At 72.5% G+C, this 16,042-nt stretch carries 20 protein-coding genes; 10 read left to right on the forward strand and 10 right to left on the reverse strand.

The genetic code is table 11. From position 1 onward, the window contains the following. Positions 1-15: 15 nt before the first annotated feature. On the reverse strand, positions 16-900 hold the full coding sequence (locus tag AMK11_RS34520; RefSeq protein ID WP_073732074.1) for a LysR substrate-binding domain-containing protein: 885 nt from the start codon (positions 898-900) through the stop codon (positions 16-18). A gap of 145 nt (positions 901-1,045) precedes the next feature. Here AMK11_RS34520 and mgrA point away from each other — a divergent pair, with 145 nt between their 5' ends. After that, positions 1,046-2,038 carry an L-glyceraldehyde 3-phosphate reductase gene (gene mgrA, locus AMK11_RS34525; RefSeq protein ID WP_073732075.1) on the forward strand — a complete coding sequence of 331 codons (993 nt, stop codon included), beginning with the start codon at positions 1,046-1,048 and terminating at the stop codon, positions 2,036-2,038. Between the two features lie 336 nt (positions 2,039-2,374). Next, positions 2,375-2,785 (forward strand): hypothetical protein, encoded by a 411-nt coding sequence (locus AMK11_RS34530; protein WP_073732076.1) that lies wholly within the window; start codon positions 2,375-2,377, stop codon positions 2,783-2,785. Positions 2,786-2,809: 24 nt separating this feature from the next. Here the strand turns inward: AMK11_RS34530 and AMK11_RS34535 are convergent, their stop codons facing one another. The 3 genes from AMK11_RS34535 to AMK11_RS34545 all read right to left on the reverse strand — a co-directional run bounded on the left by AMK11_RS34535 (position 2,810) and on the right by AMK11_RS34545 (position 5,436). Further along, on the reverse strand, positions 2,810-4,093 hold the full coding sequence (locus AMK11_RS34535; protein WP_198941535.1) for a streptophobe family protein: 1,284 nt from the start codon (positions 4,091-4,093) through the stop codon (positions 2,810-2,812). A 345-nt stretch (positions 4,094-4,438) separates the two neighbouring features. After that, the gene (locus tag AMK11_RS34540) at positions 4,439-4,855 is read right to left on the reverse strand and encodes a PRC-barrel domain-containing protein (RefSeq protein ID WP_073732078.1); all 417 of its coding nucleotides are present in this window, start codon (positions 4,853-4,855) and stop codon (positions 4,439-4,441) included. Next, positions 4,852-5,436, reverse strand: coding sequence for a PRC-barrel domain-containing protein (locus AMK11_RS34545; protein ID WP_073732079.1), 585 nt, complete (start codon positions 5,434-5,436; stop codon positions 4,852-4,854). The genes AMK11_RS34540 and AMK11_RS34545 overlap by 4 nt, the downstream gene beginning before the upstream one ends. A gap of 157 nt (positions 5,437-5,593) precedes the next feature. Between AMK11_RS34545 and AMK11_RS34550 the strand changes: the two genes are divergently transcribed. Further along, positions 5,594-6,049, forward strand: coding sequence for an ATP-binding protein (locus tag AMK11_RS34550; RefSeq protein WP_073732080.1), 456 nt, complete (start codon positions 5,594-5,596; stop codon positions 6,047-6,049). Between the two features lie 19 nt (positions 6,050-6,068). On the opposite strand, the gene AMK11_RS34555 is transcribed toward AMK11_RS34550, so the two are convergent. Further along, positions 6,069-6,956, reverse strand: a complete 888-nt coding sequence (locus AMK11_RS34555; RefSeq protein WP_073732081.1) for an RNA polymerase sigma factor SigF — start codon at positions 6,954-6,956, stop codon at positions 6,069-6,071. 248 nt (positions 6,957-7,204) lie between these two features. Between AMK11_RS34555 and AMK11_RS34560 the strand changes: the two genes are divergently transcribed. Beyond that, positions 7,205-7,645, forward strand: coding sequence for a helix-turn-helix domain-containing protein (locus AMK11_RS34560; RefSeq protein ID WP_073732082.1), 441 nt, complete (start codon positions 7,205-7,207; stop codon positions 7,643-7,645). A 49-nt stretch (positions 7,646-7,694) separates the two neighbouring features. Here the strand turns inward: AMK11_RS34560 and AMK11_RS34565 are convergent, their stop codons facing one another. Continuing rightward, positions 7,695-8,297: a ClpP family protease gene (locus AMK11_RS34565; protein ID WP_073732083.1), complete on the reverse strand. Its 603-nt coding sequence runs from the start codon at positions 8,295-8,297 to the stop codon at positions 7,695-7,697. Between the two features lies 1 nt (position 8,298). Beyond that, positions 8,299-8,952, reverse strand: coding sequence for an ATP-dependent Clp protease proteolytic subunit (locus AMK11_RS34570; protein WP_073732084.1), 654 nt, complete (start codon positions 8,950-8,952; stop codon positions 8,299-8,301). Positions 8,953-9,178: 226 nt separating this feature from the next. On the opposite strand from AMK11_RS34570, the gene AMK11_RS34575 reads away from it, so the two are divergent. From AMK11_RS34575 to AMK11_RS34595, 5 genes are all read left to right on the forward strand, one after another. Next, positions 9,179-9,661 (forward strand): VOC family protein, encoded by a 483-nt coding sequence (locus tag AMK11_RS34575; protein ID WP_073732138.1) that lies wholly within the window; start codon positions 9,179-9,181, stop codon positions 9,659-9,661. Between the two features lie 5 nt (positions 9,662-9,666). Next, the gene (locus AMK11_RS34580; RefSeq protein WP_073732139.1) at positions 9,667-10,458 is read left to right on the forward strand and encodes a VOC family protein; all 792 of its coding nucleotides are present in this window, start codon (positions 9,667-9,669) and stop codon (positions 10,456-10,458) included. A 44-nt stretch (positions 10,459-10,502) separates the two neighbouring features. Then, positions 10,503-11,195, forward strand: coding sequence for a ribonuclease H family protein (locus tag AMK11_RS34585; RefSeq protein WP_073732085.1), 693 nt, complete (start codon positions 10,503-10,505; stop codon positions 11,193-11,195). An 89-nt stretch (positions 11,196-11,284) separates the two neighbouring features. Then, positions 11,285-12,505, forward strand: coding sequence for an FAD-dependent monooxygenase (locus AMK11_RS34590; RefSeq protein ID WP_073732086.1), 1,221 nt, complete (start codon positions 11,285-11,287; stop codon positions 12,503-12,505). A gap of 13 nt (positions 12,506-12,518) precedes the next feature. Then, the gene (locus tag AMK11_RS34595; RefSeq protein ID WP_073732087.1) at positions 12,519-13,502 is read left to right on the forward strand and encodes an aldo/keto reductase; all 984 of its coding nucleotides are present in this window, start codon (positions 12,519-12,521) and stop codon (positions 13,500-13,502) included. Positions 13,503-13,514: 12 nt separating this feature from the next. Here AMK11_RS34595 and AMK11_RS34600 read toward each other — a convergent pair whose 3' ends face one another. Then, the gene (locus AMK11_RS34600; RefSeq protein WP_073732088.1) at positions 13,515-13,862 is read right to left on the reverse strand and encodes a hypothetical protein; all 348 of its coding nucleotides are present in this window, start codon (positions 13,860-13,862) and stop codon (positions 13,515-13,517) included. A gap of 156 nt (positions 13,863-14,018) precedes the next feature. On the opposite strand from AMK11_RS34600, the gene AMK11_RS34605 reads away from it, so the two are divergent. After that, positions 14,019-14,516 carry a DUF6328 family protein gene (locus AMK11_RS34605; protein WP_073732089.1) on the forward strand — a complete coding sequence of 166 codons (498 nt, stop codon included), beginning with the start codon at positions 14,019-14,021 and terminating at the stop codon, positions 14,514-14,516. A 10-nt stretch (positions 14,517-14,526) separates the two neighbouring features. Here the strand turns inward: AMK11_RS34605 and AMK11_RS34610 are convergent, their stop codons facing one another. Together AMK11_RS34610 and AMK11_RS34615 are read right to left on the reverse strand one after the other, a co-directional pair. Next, a complete protein-coding gene (locus AMK11_RS34610) occupies positions 14,527-14,952 on the reverse strand; it encodes an SsgA family sporulation/cell division regulator (protein ID WP_073732090.1) in 426 nt (141 codons plus the stop codon). Positions 14,953-15,061: 109 nt separating this feature from the next. Then, complete coding sequence (locus AMK11_RS34615; RefSeq protein WP_073732091.1) at positions 15,062-16,039, reverse strand: LLM class F420-dependent oxidoreductase; 978 nt, start codon at positions 16,037-16,039, stop codon at positions 15,062-15,064. Positions 16,040-16,042 lie beyond the last annotated feature (3 nt).

Raw genomic sequence — 16,042 nt, forward strand, 5'->3', positions numbered from 1 at the left:
TCGCGCAGTCCGCCTTCAGCCGCTCGCCGTTTCCAGCAGCGCCATGAGCGCCCGCGCCGCCGGGCTGGTGGCCTGGACGGGCGGCAGCAGGGCGATGGTCTCGTACGCGCTCTCGTCGCCGTCCTTGAGGGGCAGCGAGGTGAGGGAGGCCCGCTTGTGCCGGAAGTGGCGCGGCACGACCGCGATGCCGAGGTTCTCGTCGAGCAGGTCGAGCAGACCGTGGACGTCGTTCACCTCCAGCGCGACGGTCCGCCGCACTCCGGCCGCGGCGAAGGCGGTGTCGGTGACGCGGCGCGGGCCCCAGTCGGGGTGGAAGTCGACGAACACCTCGTCGGCGAGGTCCCGCGGGGCCAGCACCGCGCCGTGCGCCGCCAGTCGGTGCCCGGGGTGGCAGAGCACCGTCATCGGCTCGCCGGCCAGCGACACGGACCGCAGCTGGTCCGTGTCCTCCTGCGTCCGGTAGGCGAAGGCGAGGTCGAGCCGACCGGCCGCGACCTCCTCCGCCAGCTCGCCCGAGCCCGCCTGCCGCAGCCGGATCTCCACGTCCGGGTGCTCCCGGCGGAACGCGGCCAGCAGCGCCGCCACCGGCACCCCGGCGATGCACTGCTCCGTCCCCAGGGACAGCGTGCCGCGCAGCACGCCCTGCACCGCCGCGACGGCCTCGTGCGCCGACCGCACCTGTGCGAGGATCCGCTCGGCCTCGCCCAGCAGCGCCCGCCCGGCCTCCGTCAGCGTCACCCGGCGGGTCGTGCGCACGAACAGCGGCGCCCTCAGCTCCCGCTCCAGCGCCCGGATGGACGCCGACAGGCCGGACTGGGACACCAGCAGCCGTTCGGCCGCGCGGGTGAAGTGCTGGTCCTCGGCGACCGCCACGAAGTGCTGGAGATGACGCAGTTCCATGACTCAGAAGCGTAGCCGCACAATCCCATCGGATTCTTCTGTTGGACCACTGTCCGCAGGTCACGCCAGAGTGGGACGCGGTTCCGCACAAGCCCGTACCTCCCATACCTCCCGTACCTCGGGTGCCAACCCCTCTGGAGTCGCGTTGTACACCGCACACCCCGACCGCTACGCGGACATGCCCTACCGGCGCACCGGACGCAGCGGCCTGAAGCTCCCCGCGCTCTCGCTCGGCCTGTGGCACAACTTCGGCCCGGACCGCCCCGTCGAGACCCAGCGCGCCATCCTGCGCCGCGCCTTCGACCTCGGCGTCACCCACTTCGACCTCGCCAACAACTACGGCCCGCCGCCCGGCTCCGCCGAGTCCGCCCTCGGTGAGGCGCTGAAAGCCGACTTCGCGCCGTACCGCGACGAGCTGGTCGTGTCCACCAAGGCCGGGTATCTGATGTGGCCCGGCCCGTACGGCGAGTGGGGTTCGCGCAAGTACCTGCTCGCCTCCCTCGACCAGAGCCTGTCCCGCATGGGCCTGGAGTACGTCGACATCTTCTACTCGCACCGCCCCGACCCGGAGACTCCCCTGGAGGAGACGATGGGCGCCCTGCACACGGCGGTGCAGCAGGGCAAGGCGCTGTACGTGGGCGTCTCCAACTACTCGCCGGAGCAGACCCGTGAGGCCGCCCGCATCCTCGCCGGGCTGGGCACTCCGCTGCTGATCCACCAGCCGCGCTACTCCATGCTCGACCGCCGCCCCGAGACCAGCGGCCTCCTCGACGCCCTCGACGAGCTGGAGACCGGCTCCATCGCCTACTCCCCGCTGGAGCAGGGCCTGCTGACCGGCCGCTACCTCGACGGCATCCCCGAGGACTCGCGCGCCGCGAGCGACAGCCCCTTCCTCGACTCGGAGGCGGTCACCGGGGAGCTGGTCGGCAGGCTGCGCGCTCTGAACGACATCGCGGGGTCCCGCGGGCAGTCCCTGGCCCAGATGGCGCTGGCCTGGGTCCTGCGCGAGGGCCGGGTCACCTCCGCCCTGGTCGGCGCGAGCAGCCCGCAGCAGCTGGAGGACAGCGTGGCGGCCGTGCGGAACCTGGACTTCGGGGCCGACGAACTGGCCCGGATCGACGAGATCGTCACGAAGTAGAGGACCGGCAGGGAACACGACGTAGAGAACCGGCAGGGAAGCGGACGCGATCCCGGAGGCGGCGGCCCGCCTCCGGGATCCTCGGTATGCCCGGCGGACCGGGGCCCTCCGGTACCGCCGCCCTGCCCACACCCCGCGACGCGCTGTTTCGGCCACCGGCGGCCGTGAATATGCCAGGAGACTGGCCGGAAATTCATGGTGACAGTGGTTCAGTAGTGAACATACTCACCTACAGGGCGTCTCACCGCACGCGACGGCGCCCTCACGCACAGCACACGAGCCGCACGGACGTCACGCCCGACCGGCAGGCGGACTGCGCGACGGGGGAGGGGAGCAGTGCACGACGAGTTCCTGTGCCATGTCACCGCCTACGGTGTCTGTGACGGCCGGCGCATCGGAGTACCGCTGGGGACCTACCGGGCCCCGACCCTCGCCCTCGCCCTGTGGTGGCTGCGCGACCGGGCCTCCTGGATCGCCGAGCGGCTCGACCCGCAGCCCGACACCCCCCACTTACCGCGCGGCGCCCTGACTCCGGTCGCCGACGACGCACCCGACGTGCCGCGCGTGCTGCGCACCTGGTGTGCCGACGACGTCCAGCAGGAACTGGTCGCCGACGAGCTGGCCGCGGGGCGCCTGGTGCGCATCGCCACCAGCGACGACACCACCGAATACGAGCTGATGGCCGAGTCTGTGGACGCCCTGCGCATGCAGCGGGCCGCTCCGCCCCTCGTCGTACCCGTCGCCTGAGCCGCCCGCGCCCGAGCGTCCGTCCTAGGGTCCCGCCGGAACCCCGTCGCGCCGTCGGCCCGCCCACCGCGCCAGCAGTGCCCCGGCGAATCCGGTGACCAGCCCCCACGCCAGGGCGAGACCGACCGCGGCCCACAGCCGGGGGCGCAGGAACAGCTGTCCGGACAGCCCACCGCCCAGGTCGCCGACGCCGAGCACCGACAGGCCGTAGTGCGCGGAGATCCGGCCGACCAGGCCGATCATGAGGACCGTGAGCGCCAGCGCGACGGCCATGTGCACGGCGTGCAGCCAGGCGGGCATCCCGGCCGGGGAGCGGCACGCGAGAACGAATCCGGCCGCCAGGAGCAGGACCGCCGCGACGACCAGCAGCCACCACCACCGCCCGTCGTGCTCGGTGAGCGTCCCCAGGTTCAGGGCGGAGACGTCCGGCGTGCGCAGCACCTCGTCCAGCACGTGCGGCATCGGCAGCCCGAACGGCCCTTCCACGCGCCCGTCCCACGTGGCACCGAGGCCGACCGTGAGCGCGAGCCACGCCAGGTTCGGCAGGCCGAGCAGCAGGACCGCGAAGGTGTCCGCCGGGTGCCCCCTCGTCCCGGCGACGACCAGCCCCACCACGGCGCCGACGACGACGTACGCGAGCAGCAGCGCCACCATCGCGTACGCCGCCGGCCGCACCGAGGTGTGCAGGCGCAGCAGCCGCCCGGGCAGCGGTGCCCCGCGCGAGACCAGCAGGGCCAGCACGAGCACACCGGCCAGCCACAGCAGCCCGAAGAGGACGGTCAGCGGCACGTCCGTGGTGAAGCCGACCCTCGGAGCGATCCCGAAGAGGTCGCCGAGGTCGTCGAGAATGCCCTCGCCGAGGGACACCTCGAAGGTCTGGCGGGCCGCGAAGGCGAGCCCCAGCAGGGCGAGCAGCCACAGAACGGCGATCCGGCCGGCCCAGCCGGCCAGCTCCGTCGCACCGGCGACCGCCCGGTGCCGCAACGGCCGCAGGAAGCCCCGGGCGACGACCAGCGCGCCGGTCAGTGTCACGGACAGCGGCAGCACGGTCAGGCCCGCGTCGGTCTCGGCGAACCCTCCCGCGTCGCCGGACACTTCCAGCGCCCCGCCCACGGCCGTGACGACGGTCGCCGTGACGACCCGGGGGAAGGCGTTGTCGGGCAGGTCCGCGGCGCCGGCCGCCCACAGCCCCAGCGCGGCCACGACCCACATGGCGACCAGCCCGGTCACCACGGTGACCAGGGCCTGCGGCCAGCCATGACGGGCGACCGCCGATCCGGAGGTGCCGGGTGGGGTTCGCGAACTCACGCTGCCACGCTAAGCAGCCCCGGCCCGGGGCGCGCGCCGACAGGACCGTCCGCGTCCGCCGGACACGCGGATGCGCGGATGCGCGGATGCGCGAGCGGACCGCGCCGCCGGCCGACCGGTCCACGTACCGCCCGTCGCCAGCCGGTCCACGTGCCGCCCAGCCCGTGTGCGCCCGCGCGGCGGATGCACGGACGCACGGATGTACGGACACGCGGATGCACGGATGCACAAGCTCCCCCGTCGGCCGCCCCGTCCACGTACCGCCCAGCCCACACGGGCGCCCACGGGTTCCGCGCGCCGGTCCGGCCTGCCCGCGCTCCGAGGAATCACTCGGCGCGATGGCGCTCAGCCCGTCCGGACGACGACGGCGTAGTCGCCCAGGCCCAGCAGCCGGTCGGGCGGTACCTCGCCCCGGGTCGTGAAGAGCGCGAGGAGGCGCCCCGTCTCCGTGTCGAAGGCCACGTCCAGCACCGTGCCCCGCTCGGTGCCGGCCTCGGTCAGGACCCGGCGGCCCAGCAGGTCGTGGCAGGGCGGGGCGGTGCCCACCGCGTCGGCGGGACCGGCCCGGACGCCCCCCGGGCCGATCGCGTGCACCGCGTCCCAGGGGAGCGCCGTCTCCCCGCGGAAGCGGCCGCCCCGCAGCCGGACGTGGCTCACCGCCCCGGACGCGGCGTCGACGGTCAGGCACGTCACGGTGCCGAGCGGTCCGGCCCGGTCCGGCACCGTCACCGGCAGTCCCCGCACCTCGGTGAACAGCATCACGGCAGGGAGCCCTTCCAGCGGCCGGGCACACCGCCGACCAGGGCGGTCAGACCGGAGAGGTCGTCGGCGACGTGCCGGGCGGCCTCCCCGGGCAGGACGAGGGACCGGCCGGCGACCCTGAGCGACTCACCGCGCGGCACGTACACCCGCCGCCGGTGCCGGGTGTGCCCCGGAACGAACCGTCTGCTCGCCGCCACCCGGAAGCCGACGACCCGCCCCCCGGTTCCGCCCTCCACCACGACGTCGAGCACGGTGCCGAGCTCGTCACCGGCCTCCGTGAGGACCCGCGCCCCCAGCACCCGGGCCCGCAGCGTCTGCTGGTGCGCCGTCATGGCCGCGGCGCTCACCAGGCCCCGCCGGTCGCGGATCATCACCGCGTCGTGCCCCAGCGCGTACACCGACGGCCAGGGCAGGCCCTCCTTCAGCGGCCCCGACAACAGTCCCCGTCCGGTCAGGGTGAAACCGGTGATCCGGCTCGCGTCGGCGTCGCATACGGTGTCCTTGACGTGGGCGACGGCATCGCCGCCGAGGGTGACCACCGGCCGGGTGGTGAGGCTTCGTGCGGCCATCAGTTCGTTCATCGCGCACCCTTCCCGCACCCTCTCCCGTGCCTTCGGGTTCCCCGCGCCACTGTGACGATGCCCGCAGTACGAGGACACGGGGAGTGCGACGCCGGACCCGGGGTACGAGGGCAGGTGCAGACACGTCCGGCCAGTCCGGCTTCCGAGAGAGAAACGCATGACCGAGTACCTGGACGGGGCAGTGATACCGACTGGTTTCGACGTACCCGTTGAACCGCTGAGGCGGGCGGCACACTACTCCGGTGAACCGGGGTGCATAGCGCAGGCACGTTCCTTCGCCTCGCTCTTCCTCGACCAGCTCAGGACCGAGTGGTGCGCCACCGTCGGCCCGCGGGCCGACGGCGCGGTGCTGCTCGTGGTGAGCGAGCTGGTCACCAACGCCGACCGCCACAGCAAGGGGCCGTACGTCCTGGAGCTGGAGGGCACACCCGCCTCGGTGGCCGTCACCGTCTACGACAGCAGCGGTGCGGTGCCCGAGCGCTACCCCCGCGATCCCGAGCGCGTCGGCCGGCACGGTCTGGAGATCGTCCACGCCCTGGCCGAGGCGGTCGTCGTCGAACGCGTACCGGTCGGCAAGCGGGTCACCGCCCAGGTGCCGCTCACCGAGGCCTGAGCGCTCCCTCGCGCAGGTCTCAGGCGCAGCCCAGCTCGCCGAGCATGCCCTCGCGCAGCCGGGTGATGATCCGCTTGATCAGCCGGGACACGTGCATCTGCGAGCAGCCGAGCTGTTCGCCGATCTCGGCCTGGGTGGCCTCCTCGACGAACCGCATGTGGATGATCTGCCGGTCGCGCTCACTGAGCTCGGCCATCAGCGGGGCGAGCGAGTGGAAGTCCTCGACGAGCCGCAGCCCGTCCTCCTCGACACCGATGAAGTCGGCCAGCACCGATTCGCCGCTCTCGGGCCCGTCGCCGGTCAGTGCCGCGTCCAGCGAGGAGGAGTTGTAGCCGTTGGAGGCGATCTGGCCCTCGATCACCTCGTTCTCACCGATGTTCATCAGCGTGGCGAGCTCGGCGACGGTGGGCTCGCGGTCCAGGCGCGAGGACAGCTCCTCGCGGGCCTTGGCGAGCTCGACGCGCAGCTCCTGGAGCCGCCGCGGCACGTGCACCGCCCACGAGGTGTCCCGGAAGAAGCGCTTGATCTCACCGACGATGTACGGCACGGCGAAGGAGGTGAACTCGACCTCGCGGGTCAGCTCGAACCGGTCGATGGCCTTGATCAGGCCGATCATGCCGACCTGGACGATGTCGTCCATGTCGTCCCCGCGACCGCGGAAGCGGCCGGCGGCGAACCGCACGAGCGACATGTTCATCTCGATCAGCGTGTTGCGCGCGTACTGGTAGTCGTGCGTGCCCTCTTCGAGTTCCGACAGCCGCTGGAAGAACTGGCGCGACAACTGCCGTGCGTCACGCGGAGCCACGGTGCGGGGGTCCACGACACCCGGCAGTGTCCCGTCACCCGTCCCGCTCCCGGTGGTCTCCTCGACGACCTGTGCCTTGGGCCGGATCACGGCGGTCTCCATTACCTCTCCCACGAAAGTCACGGTTCGGCGTCTCCCTAGGTTTTTCCCGCGCTTGCGGGTACCCGGGTCGCTGCGGCACATGCCTCTCGTTTTCACGGGTGGCGGAAAGCGGGTGCCGCGGCGCCTTCGCGGAGTGCTGCGTCCAGTCCTCAGGGTAGTCCCGCGCACCGCGACCGGCACCCGGAGATTTCCCTCTGGGCTGAACGCCGCCCCCTTTCCCCGCCCCGCCGGGCTCCTAGGCTGAGGAGGTGACCAGCCACGTGCCGAACGAAGCCCGCGTCATTCCCATCCGACCCCGGGCCCAGCGCCCACAGGCCCGCCCCGCCGCCCCGCCCGCAGCCCCGCCCCTCGCCCCGGAACGACGGCGCCCCGCCGCCCGGGAGCCCCTGTGGCGCGATCTGGTCGGTGACATCCTGCGGCGTGAACGCCTCGCCCAGGAACGCACCCTGAAGGAGGTCGCGGAGTCCGCCCGCATCTCCATGCCGTACCTCTCCGAGGTGGAGCGCGGCCGCAAGGAGGCCTCCTCGGAGGTGCTGGCCGCCGCCGCGGGCGCCCTCGGACTGGGCCTCGGCGACCTGCTGGCGCGGGCCCAGGGAGAGCTGGTCCGCCTCGCCTCCCGGCACACCGGTGCCGGCCGGGGTCCCGGCGCGTCCGGTGCCCGCTTCGACGGGATGTGCCTGGCGGCCTGACCGCCGTACGGAGCGGCGCCCCGCGGACCGCGAGGCGCCGCCCCGGTGTTCACACCCGCGCCAGCCGCCGGCTGAGCACCTCGTCGGCCAGCCCGTACGCCACGGCCTCCTCGGCGGTGAACACCTTGTCGCGGTCCATGTCCGCGCGCAGCGTCGCCACGTCGTGGTGGGTGTGCCGGGCCAGCACCTCCTCGACCTGCGAGCGGATCCGGACCATCTCCTTGGCCTGCAGCGCCAGGTCGGAGACCGTGCCCTGCCGCCCGCCACTGGCCGGCTGGCCGAGCAGCACCCGCGCGTGCTCCAGCACGAACCGCCGCCCCGGGTCCCCGCCGGCCAGCAGCACGGCAGCCGTGGAGGCCGCCTGCCCGACGCAGAACGTGGAGATCGGCGCCTGGACGAACGTCATCGTGTCGTAGATCGCCATCAGCGACGTGAACGAGCCGCCGGGGGAGTTGATGTAGACCGCGACCTCGCTCTCCGGGGCCGACGACTCCAGGTGGAGCAGCTGCGCGATGACGACGTTGGCCACGCCGTCGTCGATCTCGGTGCCCAGGAAGATGATCCGCTCCGACAGCAGCCGGCTGAACACGTCGTAGGACCGCTCGCCCTGCGGGGTCCGCTCGACGACGTTCGGAATCGTGTAGCTCCCCATGTCACAGCCCCATCCGTCGCCGCGGGGCGGCCGGGCGCACGTCCGCGAGGGACTGGACGACCCGGTCCACCATGCCGTACTCCCTGGCCTCCTCGGCCGTGAACCAGCGGTCCCGGTCGCCGTCCCGGGAGATCGTCTCCGGGCTCTGCCCGGTGTGCTCGGCGGTGATCCGCTCGATGGTCCGCTTGGTGAACTCCAGGTTGTCGGCCTGGATCTCGATGTCGGCGGTGGTGCCGCCGATGCCCGCCGACGGCTGGTGCATCATCACGCGCGCGTTCGGCAGGGCGTAGCGCTTGCCCGCCGTCCCGACGCTCAGCAGGAACTGCCCCATGCTGGCGGCGAACCCCATGGCGAGCGTGGAGACGTCGTTGGGGATCAGCCGCATCGTGTCGTAGATGGCGAGCCCCGCGTGCACGGACCCTCCCGGGCTGTTGACGCACAGCGTGATGTCGGCGCGCGGGTCCTCCGTGGAGAGGATGAGCAGCTGGGCGCAGACCCGGTTCGCGGAGACCTCGTCGACCTGCGTGCCCAGCAGCACGATCCGCTGCGCCAGCAGCTGCGCGGCCAGGTGGTCGTCGAACCGGGAGGGAGGGGTGTCCCCCTCCTCCGCGCGGGGCAGTGCGGCCGGGGCGAGGCCGGCGATGAGTGGAGACATCGGTGCTCCTTGTCGGGTCGTCGGGTGAGTCGTACGCGGCCGGTGGCGCCGCGCTCTCTCCACTCTTGGCCCGCCGCGGCCCCGGGAAGGCCCTTCTCTGCCCGCGGCAGATCTGCCACGGGCAGAGCGTCCGGGCGGTGGGCGAAGACGGGGGCCCACGAGCGATGAGTTCTCCGGCTTCCGCCGGTCGACAGTGGTGACCGTGTTCCGCGACCGGGAGGTACTCATGAACACCGACGGCTTCACCACGTGTCTCTGGTTCGACGGCCGGGCGGAGGAGGCAGCCCACTTCTACGTCTCCCTCTTCAAGAACTCCGGCATCGGCGCCGTCACCCGCTACCCCGAGGGGGCCCACCAGCCCGCCGGCACGGTGCTCACCGTCGACTTCACGGCCAACGGCCAGCGGTTCGTCGCCCTCAACGGCGGCCCGGAGTTCCGGTTCAACGAGGCGATCTCCTTCCAGATCACCTGCGACGACCAGGAGGAGGTCGACCACTACTGGGCCAGGCTCACCGAGGAGGGCGGCGAGGAGGGACCCTGCGGCTGGGTCAAGGACCGCTTCGGCGTCTCCTGGCAGGTCGTCCCGGGCCGGCTCGAGGAGATGTTCCGCGACCCCGACCCCGCGAAGGCCGCACGGGCCAACCAGGCCATGATGTCGATGCGCAAGCTCGACATCGCCGAACTGGAGAAGGCGTACGCCGGGGAGTGACCGTCATGCGAACTGAAGGAACCCCCTGCTGGGCGGACGCGATGTTCGCCGACGTCGAGGGAGCCAAGCGTTTCTACGGTGAGGTCCTCGGCTGGACCTTCGGCGTGTCGTCGTCCGAGTACGGCGACTACACCCAGTGCTACGCGGACGGCAAGGCGGTCGCCGCCGTGGTGCCGCCGGTGCCCGGCCAGGAGGACCAGTCGCAGTGGTGTCTCTACTTCGCCTCCCGGGACGCGACGGCGACCGCCGCGCGGATCCGTGAGGCGGGCGGCGAGGTGGTGATGGAGCCGATGCGGGTCGGCGACTTCGGCACCATGTGCCTGGCCCGCGACCCGGGCGGCGTCGTGTTCGGTCTCTGGCAGGGCGGCGCCCATGAGGGGTTCGAGGCCGTCGCCGAGCCCGGCGCGTACTGCTGGGCCGAGGTCTTCACCCGGGAGCCGGGCAAGTCGGACGCCTTCTTCCCCGCGGTCTTCGGGTACCGGGCGAAGCAGATGGAGGACGACGGAGTCGACTTCCGCCTCTTCGACCTGGGCGAGGAGCCCGTGCTCGGCCGCATGGCCGTGACGGACGACTTCCCGCCCGAGGTGCCGTCGTACATCAACGTCTACTTCACCGTCCCCGACTGCGACGAGGCCGTGGCCCGCGCGACGGAACTCGGCGGCACCCTCCGTTTCGGTCCGATGAGCACCCCCTTCGGGCGGTACGCGACACTGAGCGACCCGCAGGGCGCCGACTTCTCGGTGATCGACACCACGCGGACCGAGGGAGAGATGCCGAAGATCACCGACGTCTCCTGAACGCCCTCCCGTGACCCGGTCCGGACGCCCCGCCGCCCCATGGCATGATCGGGCGCATGCTTGAACGTGTGGTGGCCGCGTGCGACGGGGCTTCGAAGGGAAACCCGGGCCCGGCCGGCTGGGCCTGGGTGGTGGCGGACGCGTCGGAGACGCCGGTGCGGTGGGAGGCCGGGCCGCTGGGCCGGGCCACCAACAACATCGCCGAACTCACGGCGCTGGAGCGCCTGCTGGCCTCGACCGACCCCGGCGTGCCCCTCGAGGTCCGCATGGACTCGCAGTACGCCATGAAGGCCGTCACCACCTGGCTGCCCGGCTGGAAGCGCAACGGCTGGAAGACGGCCGCCGGCAAGCCGGTCGCCAACCAGGAGCTGGTCGTGCGCATCGACGAGCTGCTCGACGGCCGCTCGGTCGACTTCCGCTACGTCCCCGCCCACCAGGTCGACGGCGACCGGCTCAACGACTTCGCCGACCGCGCCGCCAGCCAGGCGGCGGTCGTCCAGGAGCCCGCGGGCAGCGGACTCGGCTCCCCCGAGCCGCCGCCCGCACCGGACGTCCCGGCGAAGAAGGCACCGCGCCGGGGGTCCACCGCCCGCAAGGGCGGCTCCTCCGCACGGACCATCAAGGCGAAGTTCCCCGGACGCTGCCTGTGCGGCCGTTCGTACGCGGCCGGCGAGTCCATCGCCAAGAACGACCAGGGCTGGGGCCACCCGGAGTGCCGCACGGCCGCGGCCGGCTAGGGGATCGACCCGCAGCGTTGTTCACGCGACAGCGGCCCACTTCTCTGTACTCTGCGTAGCGATATGTCCGATTTGAGTGCATTCCGGGGGTGAATGTGAAGGTCGCCTGCGTCGGCGGCGGGCCCGCCGGCCTGTATCTGTCGATCCTGCTGAAGCTGCAGGACCCGTCCCACGAGATCACCGTCCACGAGCGCAGCCCCGAGGGTTCCACCTACGGCTGGGGCGTGACCTACTGGCGGGCACTGCTCGACCGGCTCCACGAGCACGACCCCGAGTCCGCGCGCGCCGTCGAGGAGCACTCCGCACGCTGGCGCGACGGCGTCGCCCACGTGGGCGACCGGACCGCCCGGCACCGCGGCGACGAGGGCTTCGGCATCGGCCGCCACCGGCTCCTGGAGATCCTCGCCGCCCGCGCCCGCTCGCTGGGCGTGCGCCTGGAGCACGAGCACGAGGTCGGCGCCGACCGCCTGCCGGGCGCCGACCTCGTCGTGGCGGCCGACGGCGTGGGCAGCGCCGTGCGCACCCGGCACGCCGGCCACTTCGGCACCGAGGTCCGGGCCGGGCGCAACCACTACATCTGGCTCGGCACCACCAAGGTCTTCGACGCGTTCACCTTCGCTTTCACCGACACCCCGCACGGCTGGATCTGGGCGTACGGCTACGGCTACGGCCCCGAGGGCAGCACCTGCGTCGTCGAGTGCGCCCCCGAGACCTGGACCGGGCTGGGCCTGGACCGGGCCGACGAGGCCGAAGGACTCGTCCTGCTGGAGAAGCTGTTCGCCGACGTCCTGGACGGCCACCCGCTCACCGGCCGGTCCGCGTCCGGCCCCGGCGCCTCGTGGCTGACCTTCCGCACCCTCACCAACCGCACCTGGTCCCGCGGCAACCTGGTCCTGCTCGGCGACGCCGCCCACACCACGCACTACTCCATCGGCGCCGGAACGACGCTCGCCCTGGAGGACGCCATGGCCCTGGCCCACGCACTGCGCGAGCCCGTCCCCCTCCCGGACGCGCTCTCCCGCTACGAACGGGAACGCAAGGCGGCCCTGCTGCCGGTGCAGAGCGCGGCCCGCTACAGCGCCCGGTGGTACGAGAACCTGCCCCGCTACATCGGGCTGCCCCCGCAGGAGATGTTCGCGCTGCTCGGCCAGCGCCACTCGCCCCTGCTGCCGTACGTCCCGCCCCGGCTGTACCACCGGATCGACCGCGCGGCCGGACACTCGCAGGCGCTGCGGCGTCTCAAACGCAAGCTGGGACCCCTGATCGCGCGGACGGTGCAGGCGCGCAGCCTCGCCACCCGCGCCGGATGACAGACTGGCGGGCATGGACGAGCGCACATTCGAAAGGTCCCACCAGCACGCCTCGGTGATCGGTCTCGGCACCTGGCAACTCGGCGCCGACTGGGGAGACGTGGACGACAAGGAAGCCCTGACGGTGCTGGAGACGGCGGCCGAATCCGGGGTGACCTTCTTCGACACCGCCGACGTCTACGGAGACGGACGCAGCGAGGAGACCATCGCCACGTTCCTGCGCGGCCGGCCCGACCTGCACGTGCTGGTCGCCACCAAGATGGGCCGCCGGGTCGAGCAGATCCCGCAGAATTACGTCCTCGACAACTTCCGCCAGTGGAACGACCGTTCGCGCCGCAACCTCGGCGTCGACGTCATCGACCTGGTGCAGCTCCACTGCCCGCCCACCCCCGTCTACTCCAGCGACGAGGTGTTCGACGCCCTGGACACCCTGGTCGAGGAGGAGCGCGTCGCCGCGTACGGCGTCAGCGTGGAGACCTGCGAGGAGGCGCTGACCGCCATCGCCCGGCCGAACGTGGCCAGCGTGCAGATCATCCTCAACCCGTTCCGGATGAAGCCGCTGCGCGAGGTCCTGCCGGCCGCCCGCGAGGCCGGCGTCGGCATCATCGCCCGGGTGCCGCTCGCTTCCGGCCTGCTGTCCGGCAAGTACACCCGGGACACGGTCTTCGCCGCCAACGACCACCGCAACTTCAACCGGCACGGCGAGGCCTTCGACCAGGGCGAGACCTTCTCCGGCGTCGACTTCGCCACCGGCGTGGAGGCCGCGGCGGAGTTCGCCGCGCTCGCCCCCGAGGGGTACACCCCGGCCCAGCTGGCGCTGCGCTGGATCGTCCAGCAGCCCGGAGTGACCACCGTGATCCCCGGCGCCCGCTCGCCCGAGCAGGCGCGCGCCAACACGGACGCCGCCCGGCTGCCGGAACTGTCCGAGGAGACCCTCGCGGCGATCCGCGACCTCTACGACCGCCGGATCAAGGACCAGGTCGAGGGCCGCTGGTAGCCGGCACCGGGCTCACGGCACCAGGAGCAGCTCGCGTTCCCGCTCCTGGTCGCCGGAGGCCGCGCCCTCGTCGCGGGTGCTGAAGGCCTGCGTCAGGGTCCGGCTCGCCGCCTCGACGGCCTGGGGCGTGCCCTGGACGGTGACCGTCACCGGCGCGGACAGCGGGGCGCCCGCCTCCCGGGTCTCCGTGGACGCCTTCGGGGCGTCCGGGGAGTCGAAGGTCGCGGTGCGCACCGTCGCCCGGTCGTCGGCCGGCATGGCGTCGGGCGCCCCGAAGACACCCTCCAGTGCGCGCACGACCGCCCGCGCGTCGTCCACGCCGCCGCCGCTGAGCGTCACGGTGAGCTGAGTGTCGGACATCCTTCGCCATCCTCCCGGGCAGCCTGCTTCGGTCCCGGCCCGTGTAACCGCCCCCCCGGTCGCTCAAACCGTGCGGCGCGGCGCCGACAGGGCGCCTGTCGGCGGGGAACCCGGGAAGAGGGAAGAGGACTCAAGGCCACGGCATCGGGAGGAAACGTGACGGACGCGGCTGACGGGCCGGTGCGGCGCCGGGGGCGCAACGAGACCGAGGAGGAGCGGGCGGACCGGATGTGGACGGAGCTGATCCAGGAGGTCCGCGTCGCGCAGATGGGCGTGCAGATCCTGTTCGGCTTCCTGCTCACCGTCGTGTTCCAGCCCAAGTACGACGACCTGTCGGACACGGACCAGATGATCTACCTGATCACGGTCGTCCTCGGCGCCGTGACGACCGGCGCCCTGATCGGGCCGGTCTCCCTGCACCGCCTCGTCTCGGGGCGGCGCGTGAAGCCCCAGGCGGTGCGGTGGGCGTCCCGGCTGACCATCCTGGGCCTGGTGTTGCTGCTCGCCACGACGGCCTGCTCGCTGCTGCTGATCCTGCGCGTCGCGACCCACGACGGCTTCGTCCCCTACCTCGTGGCCGGCGTCGTCTTCTGGTACCTGCTGTGCTGGTTCGGTATCCCGCTGTGGACCAGGTACCGCCACACGTCCCGCTGAGGGCGGACGGTCAGCCCCCGGCCATGAGCTCCGCGAGGAAGTCGTCGACGCACACTTCCTCCTGCCCGGGCCCCACCACCTCGTACGTCTCACGCAGGAAGGCCTCGACCGCCGCCGCCCACACGAACACCACGGCGCGGTGGCGGTCCCCGTCCGGCCGGGCGTCGCCGAGCAGTTCGACGCGCAACTCGTCCCACATGCCCCGCGACTCGGGCCGCAGCCGCACGTCGCCCACGCCGACCGGACGGGTCAGTCCGTCGCCCACCATCTCCCGGTCCAGCGTCCACCGGGCGAGCACACGGCCGTCGTGGCTGAACACCATGGTGAGCGCGAACGGGTCCGCGGCGTCGTAGCCGAGGTGGGCGAGGACCGGGCAGCGCTCGGCGTCACCCGCCTGCAGCTGCACGACCAGCGTCTTGCGCACGAGGGGGTTCACGACAGCGGCCTCCAGGGGAACGGACGTAGAGCCCTCTAGTACCCCGCACGCCCGCAAGATGCTCAGTCGGACGGGTGATTCGTCGGCGCCCGGATCCCAGGGCCGGACGTCAGGAGCCGCCCAGCGCCTCCCGCAGCGCGGGCAGCAGGGTCTTCTCCGACCAGTCCAGGAAGGCGGGCTGGGTCTCGCCGCCGATCTGCACCAGGGCGATCTCGGTGAACCCGGCCTCGGCGTAGGGGCGTACGGCCTCCACGAAGGCGTCCGGGTCGTCGCCGCACGGGATCGACTCGGCGACGTCGTCGGGGGTGACGAACTGGGTGGCCGCCTCGAAGGAATCCGGGTGCGGCAGTTCCGAGTTGACCTTCCAGCCGCTGCCGAACCAGCGGAACTGCGCGTGGGCCCGCTTGATCGCCGTGTCCCGGTCGCGGTCGAAGGACACCGGCAGCTGACCCACGCGCGGCTTGCCGCGGCCGCCGTGGCGGTCGAAGGAGTCCAGCAGCCCCGGCTTCGGCTCGGTGGCGATCACCAGGTCGGCGTGCTCGCCCGCGAGCTTGCAGGAGCGTTCCCCGGAGACGGCGACGCCGATGGGCGGCGGGCTGTCCGGCACGTCCCACAGCCGGGCCGACTCCACGTCGAAGTGCGTGCCGCGGTGGTTCACGTGGCCGCCCTCGAACAGCGCCCGGATGATCTCCACGGCCTCCTGGAGCATCTCGTGCCGCACGTCGACCGACGGCCAGCCGCCGCCCACCACGTGCTCGTTGAGGTTCTCGCCCGACCCCAGCCCCAGCCGGAACCGGCCCTCGGACAGCAACTGCATCGTCGCCGCCTTCTGCGCCACCACCGCCGGGTGGTAGCGGAACGTCGGGCACGTCACGTACGTCATCATCGGGATGCGGGAGGTCGCCTGCGCCGCCGCGCCCAGCACACTCCACGCGTACGGCGAGTGGCCCTGCGCGCGCAGCCACGGGAAGTAGTGGTCCGAGGTCACCGAGAAGTCGAACCCCACCTCCTCGGCACGCACCAGGTGGCCGACGAGCTCACGGGGGCCGGCCTGCTCGGTCATCATCGTGTATCCGATTTGCACCATAAC

The organism is Streptomyces sp. CB02414, from assembly GCF_001905385.1.
Classification (GTDB): Bacteria; Actinomycetota; Actinomycetes; order Streptomycetales; family Streptomycetaceae; genus Streptomyces.

Excerpts from the sequence above, each read along its gene's own strand:
- AMK11_RS34580 (WP_073732139.1), top strand. The coding sequence starts at position 9,667 with ATGCGAACTGAAGGAACCCCCTGCTGGGCGGACGCGATGTTCGCCGAC.
- AMK11_RS34555 (WP_073732081.1), bottom strand. The coding sequence starts at position 6,956 with ATGGAGACCGCCGTGATCCGGCCCAAGGCACAGGTCGTCGAGGAGACC.
- AMK11_RS34615 (WP_073732091.1), bottom strand. The coding sequence starts at position 16,039 with ATGGTGCAAATCGGATACACGATGATGACCGAGCAGGCCGGCCCCCGT.
- AMK11_RS34565 (WP_073732083.1), bottom strand. The coding sequence starts at position 8,297 with ATGGGGAGCTACACGATTCCGAACGTCGTCGAGCGGACCCCGCAGGGC.
- AMK11_RS34585 (WP_073732085.1), top strand. The coding sequence starts at position 10,503 with ATGATCGGGCGCATGCTTGAACGTGTGGTGGCCGCGTGCGACGGGGCT.
- AMK11_RS34595 (WP_073732087.1), top strand. The coding sequence starts at position 12,519 with ATGGACGAGCGCACATTCGAAAGGTCCCACCAGCACGCCTCGGTGATC.
- AMK11_RS34550 (WP_073732080.1), top strand. The coding sequence starts at position 5,594 with ATGACCGAGTACCTGGACGGGGCAGTGATACCGACTGGTTTCGACGTA.
- AMK11_RS34575 (WP_073732138.1), top strand. The coding sequence starts at position 9,179 with ATGAACACCGACGGCTTCACCACGTGTCTCTGGTTCGACGGCCGGGCG.
- AMK11_RS34600 (WP_073732088.1), bottom strand. The coding sequence starts at position 13,862 with ATGTCCGACACTCAGCTCACCGTGACGCTCAGCGGCGGCGGCGTGGAC.
- AMK11_RS34520 (WP_073732074.1), bottom strand. The coding sequence starts at position 900 with ATGGAACTGCGTCATCTCCAGCACTTCGTGGCGGTCGCCGAGGACCAG.
- AMK11_RS34570 (WP_073732084.1), bottom strand. The coding sequence starts at position 8,952 with ATGTCTCCACTCATCGCCGGCCTCGCCCCGGCCGCACTGCCCCGCGCG.
- AMK11_RS34545 (WP_073732079.1), bottom strand. The coding sequence starts at position 5,436 with ATGAACGAACTGATGGCCGCACGAAGCCTCACCACCCGGCCGGTGGTC.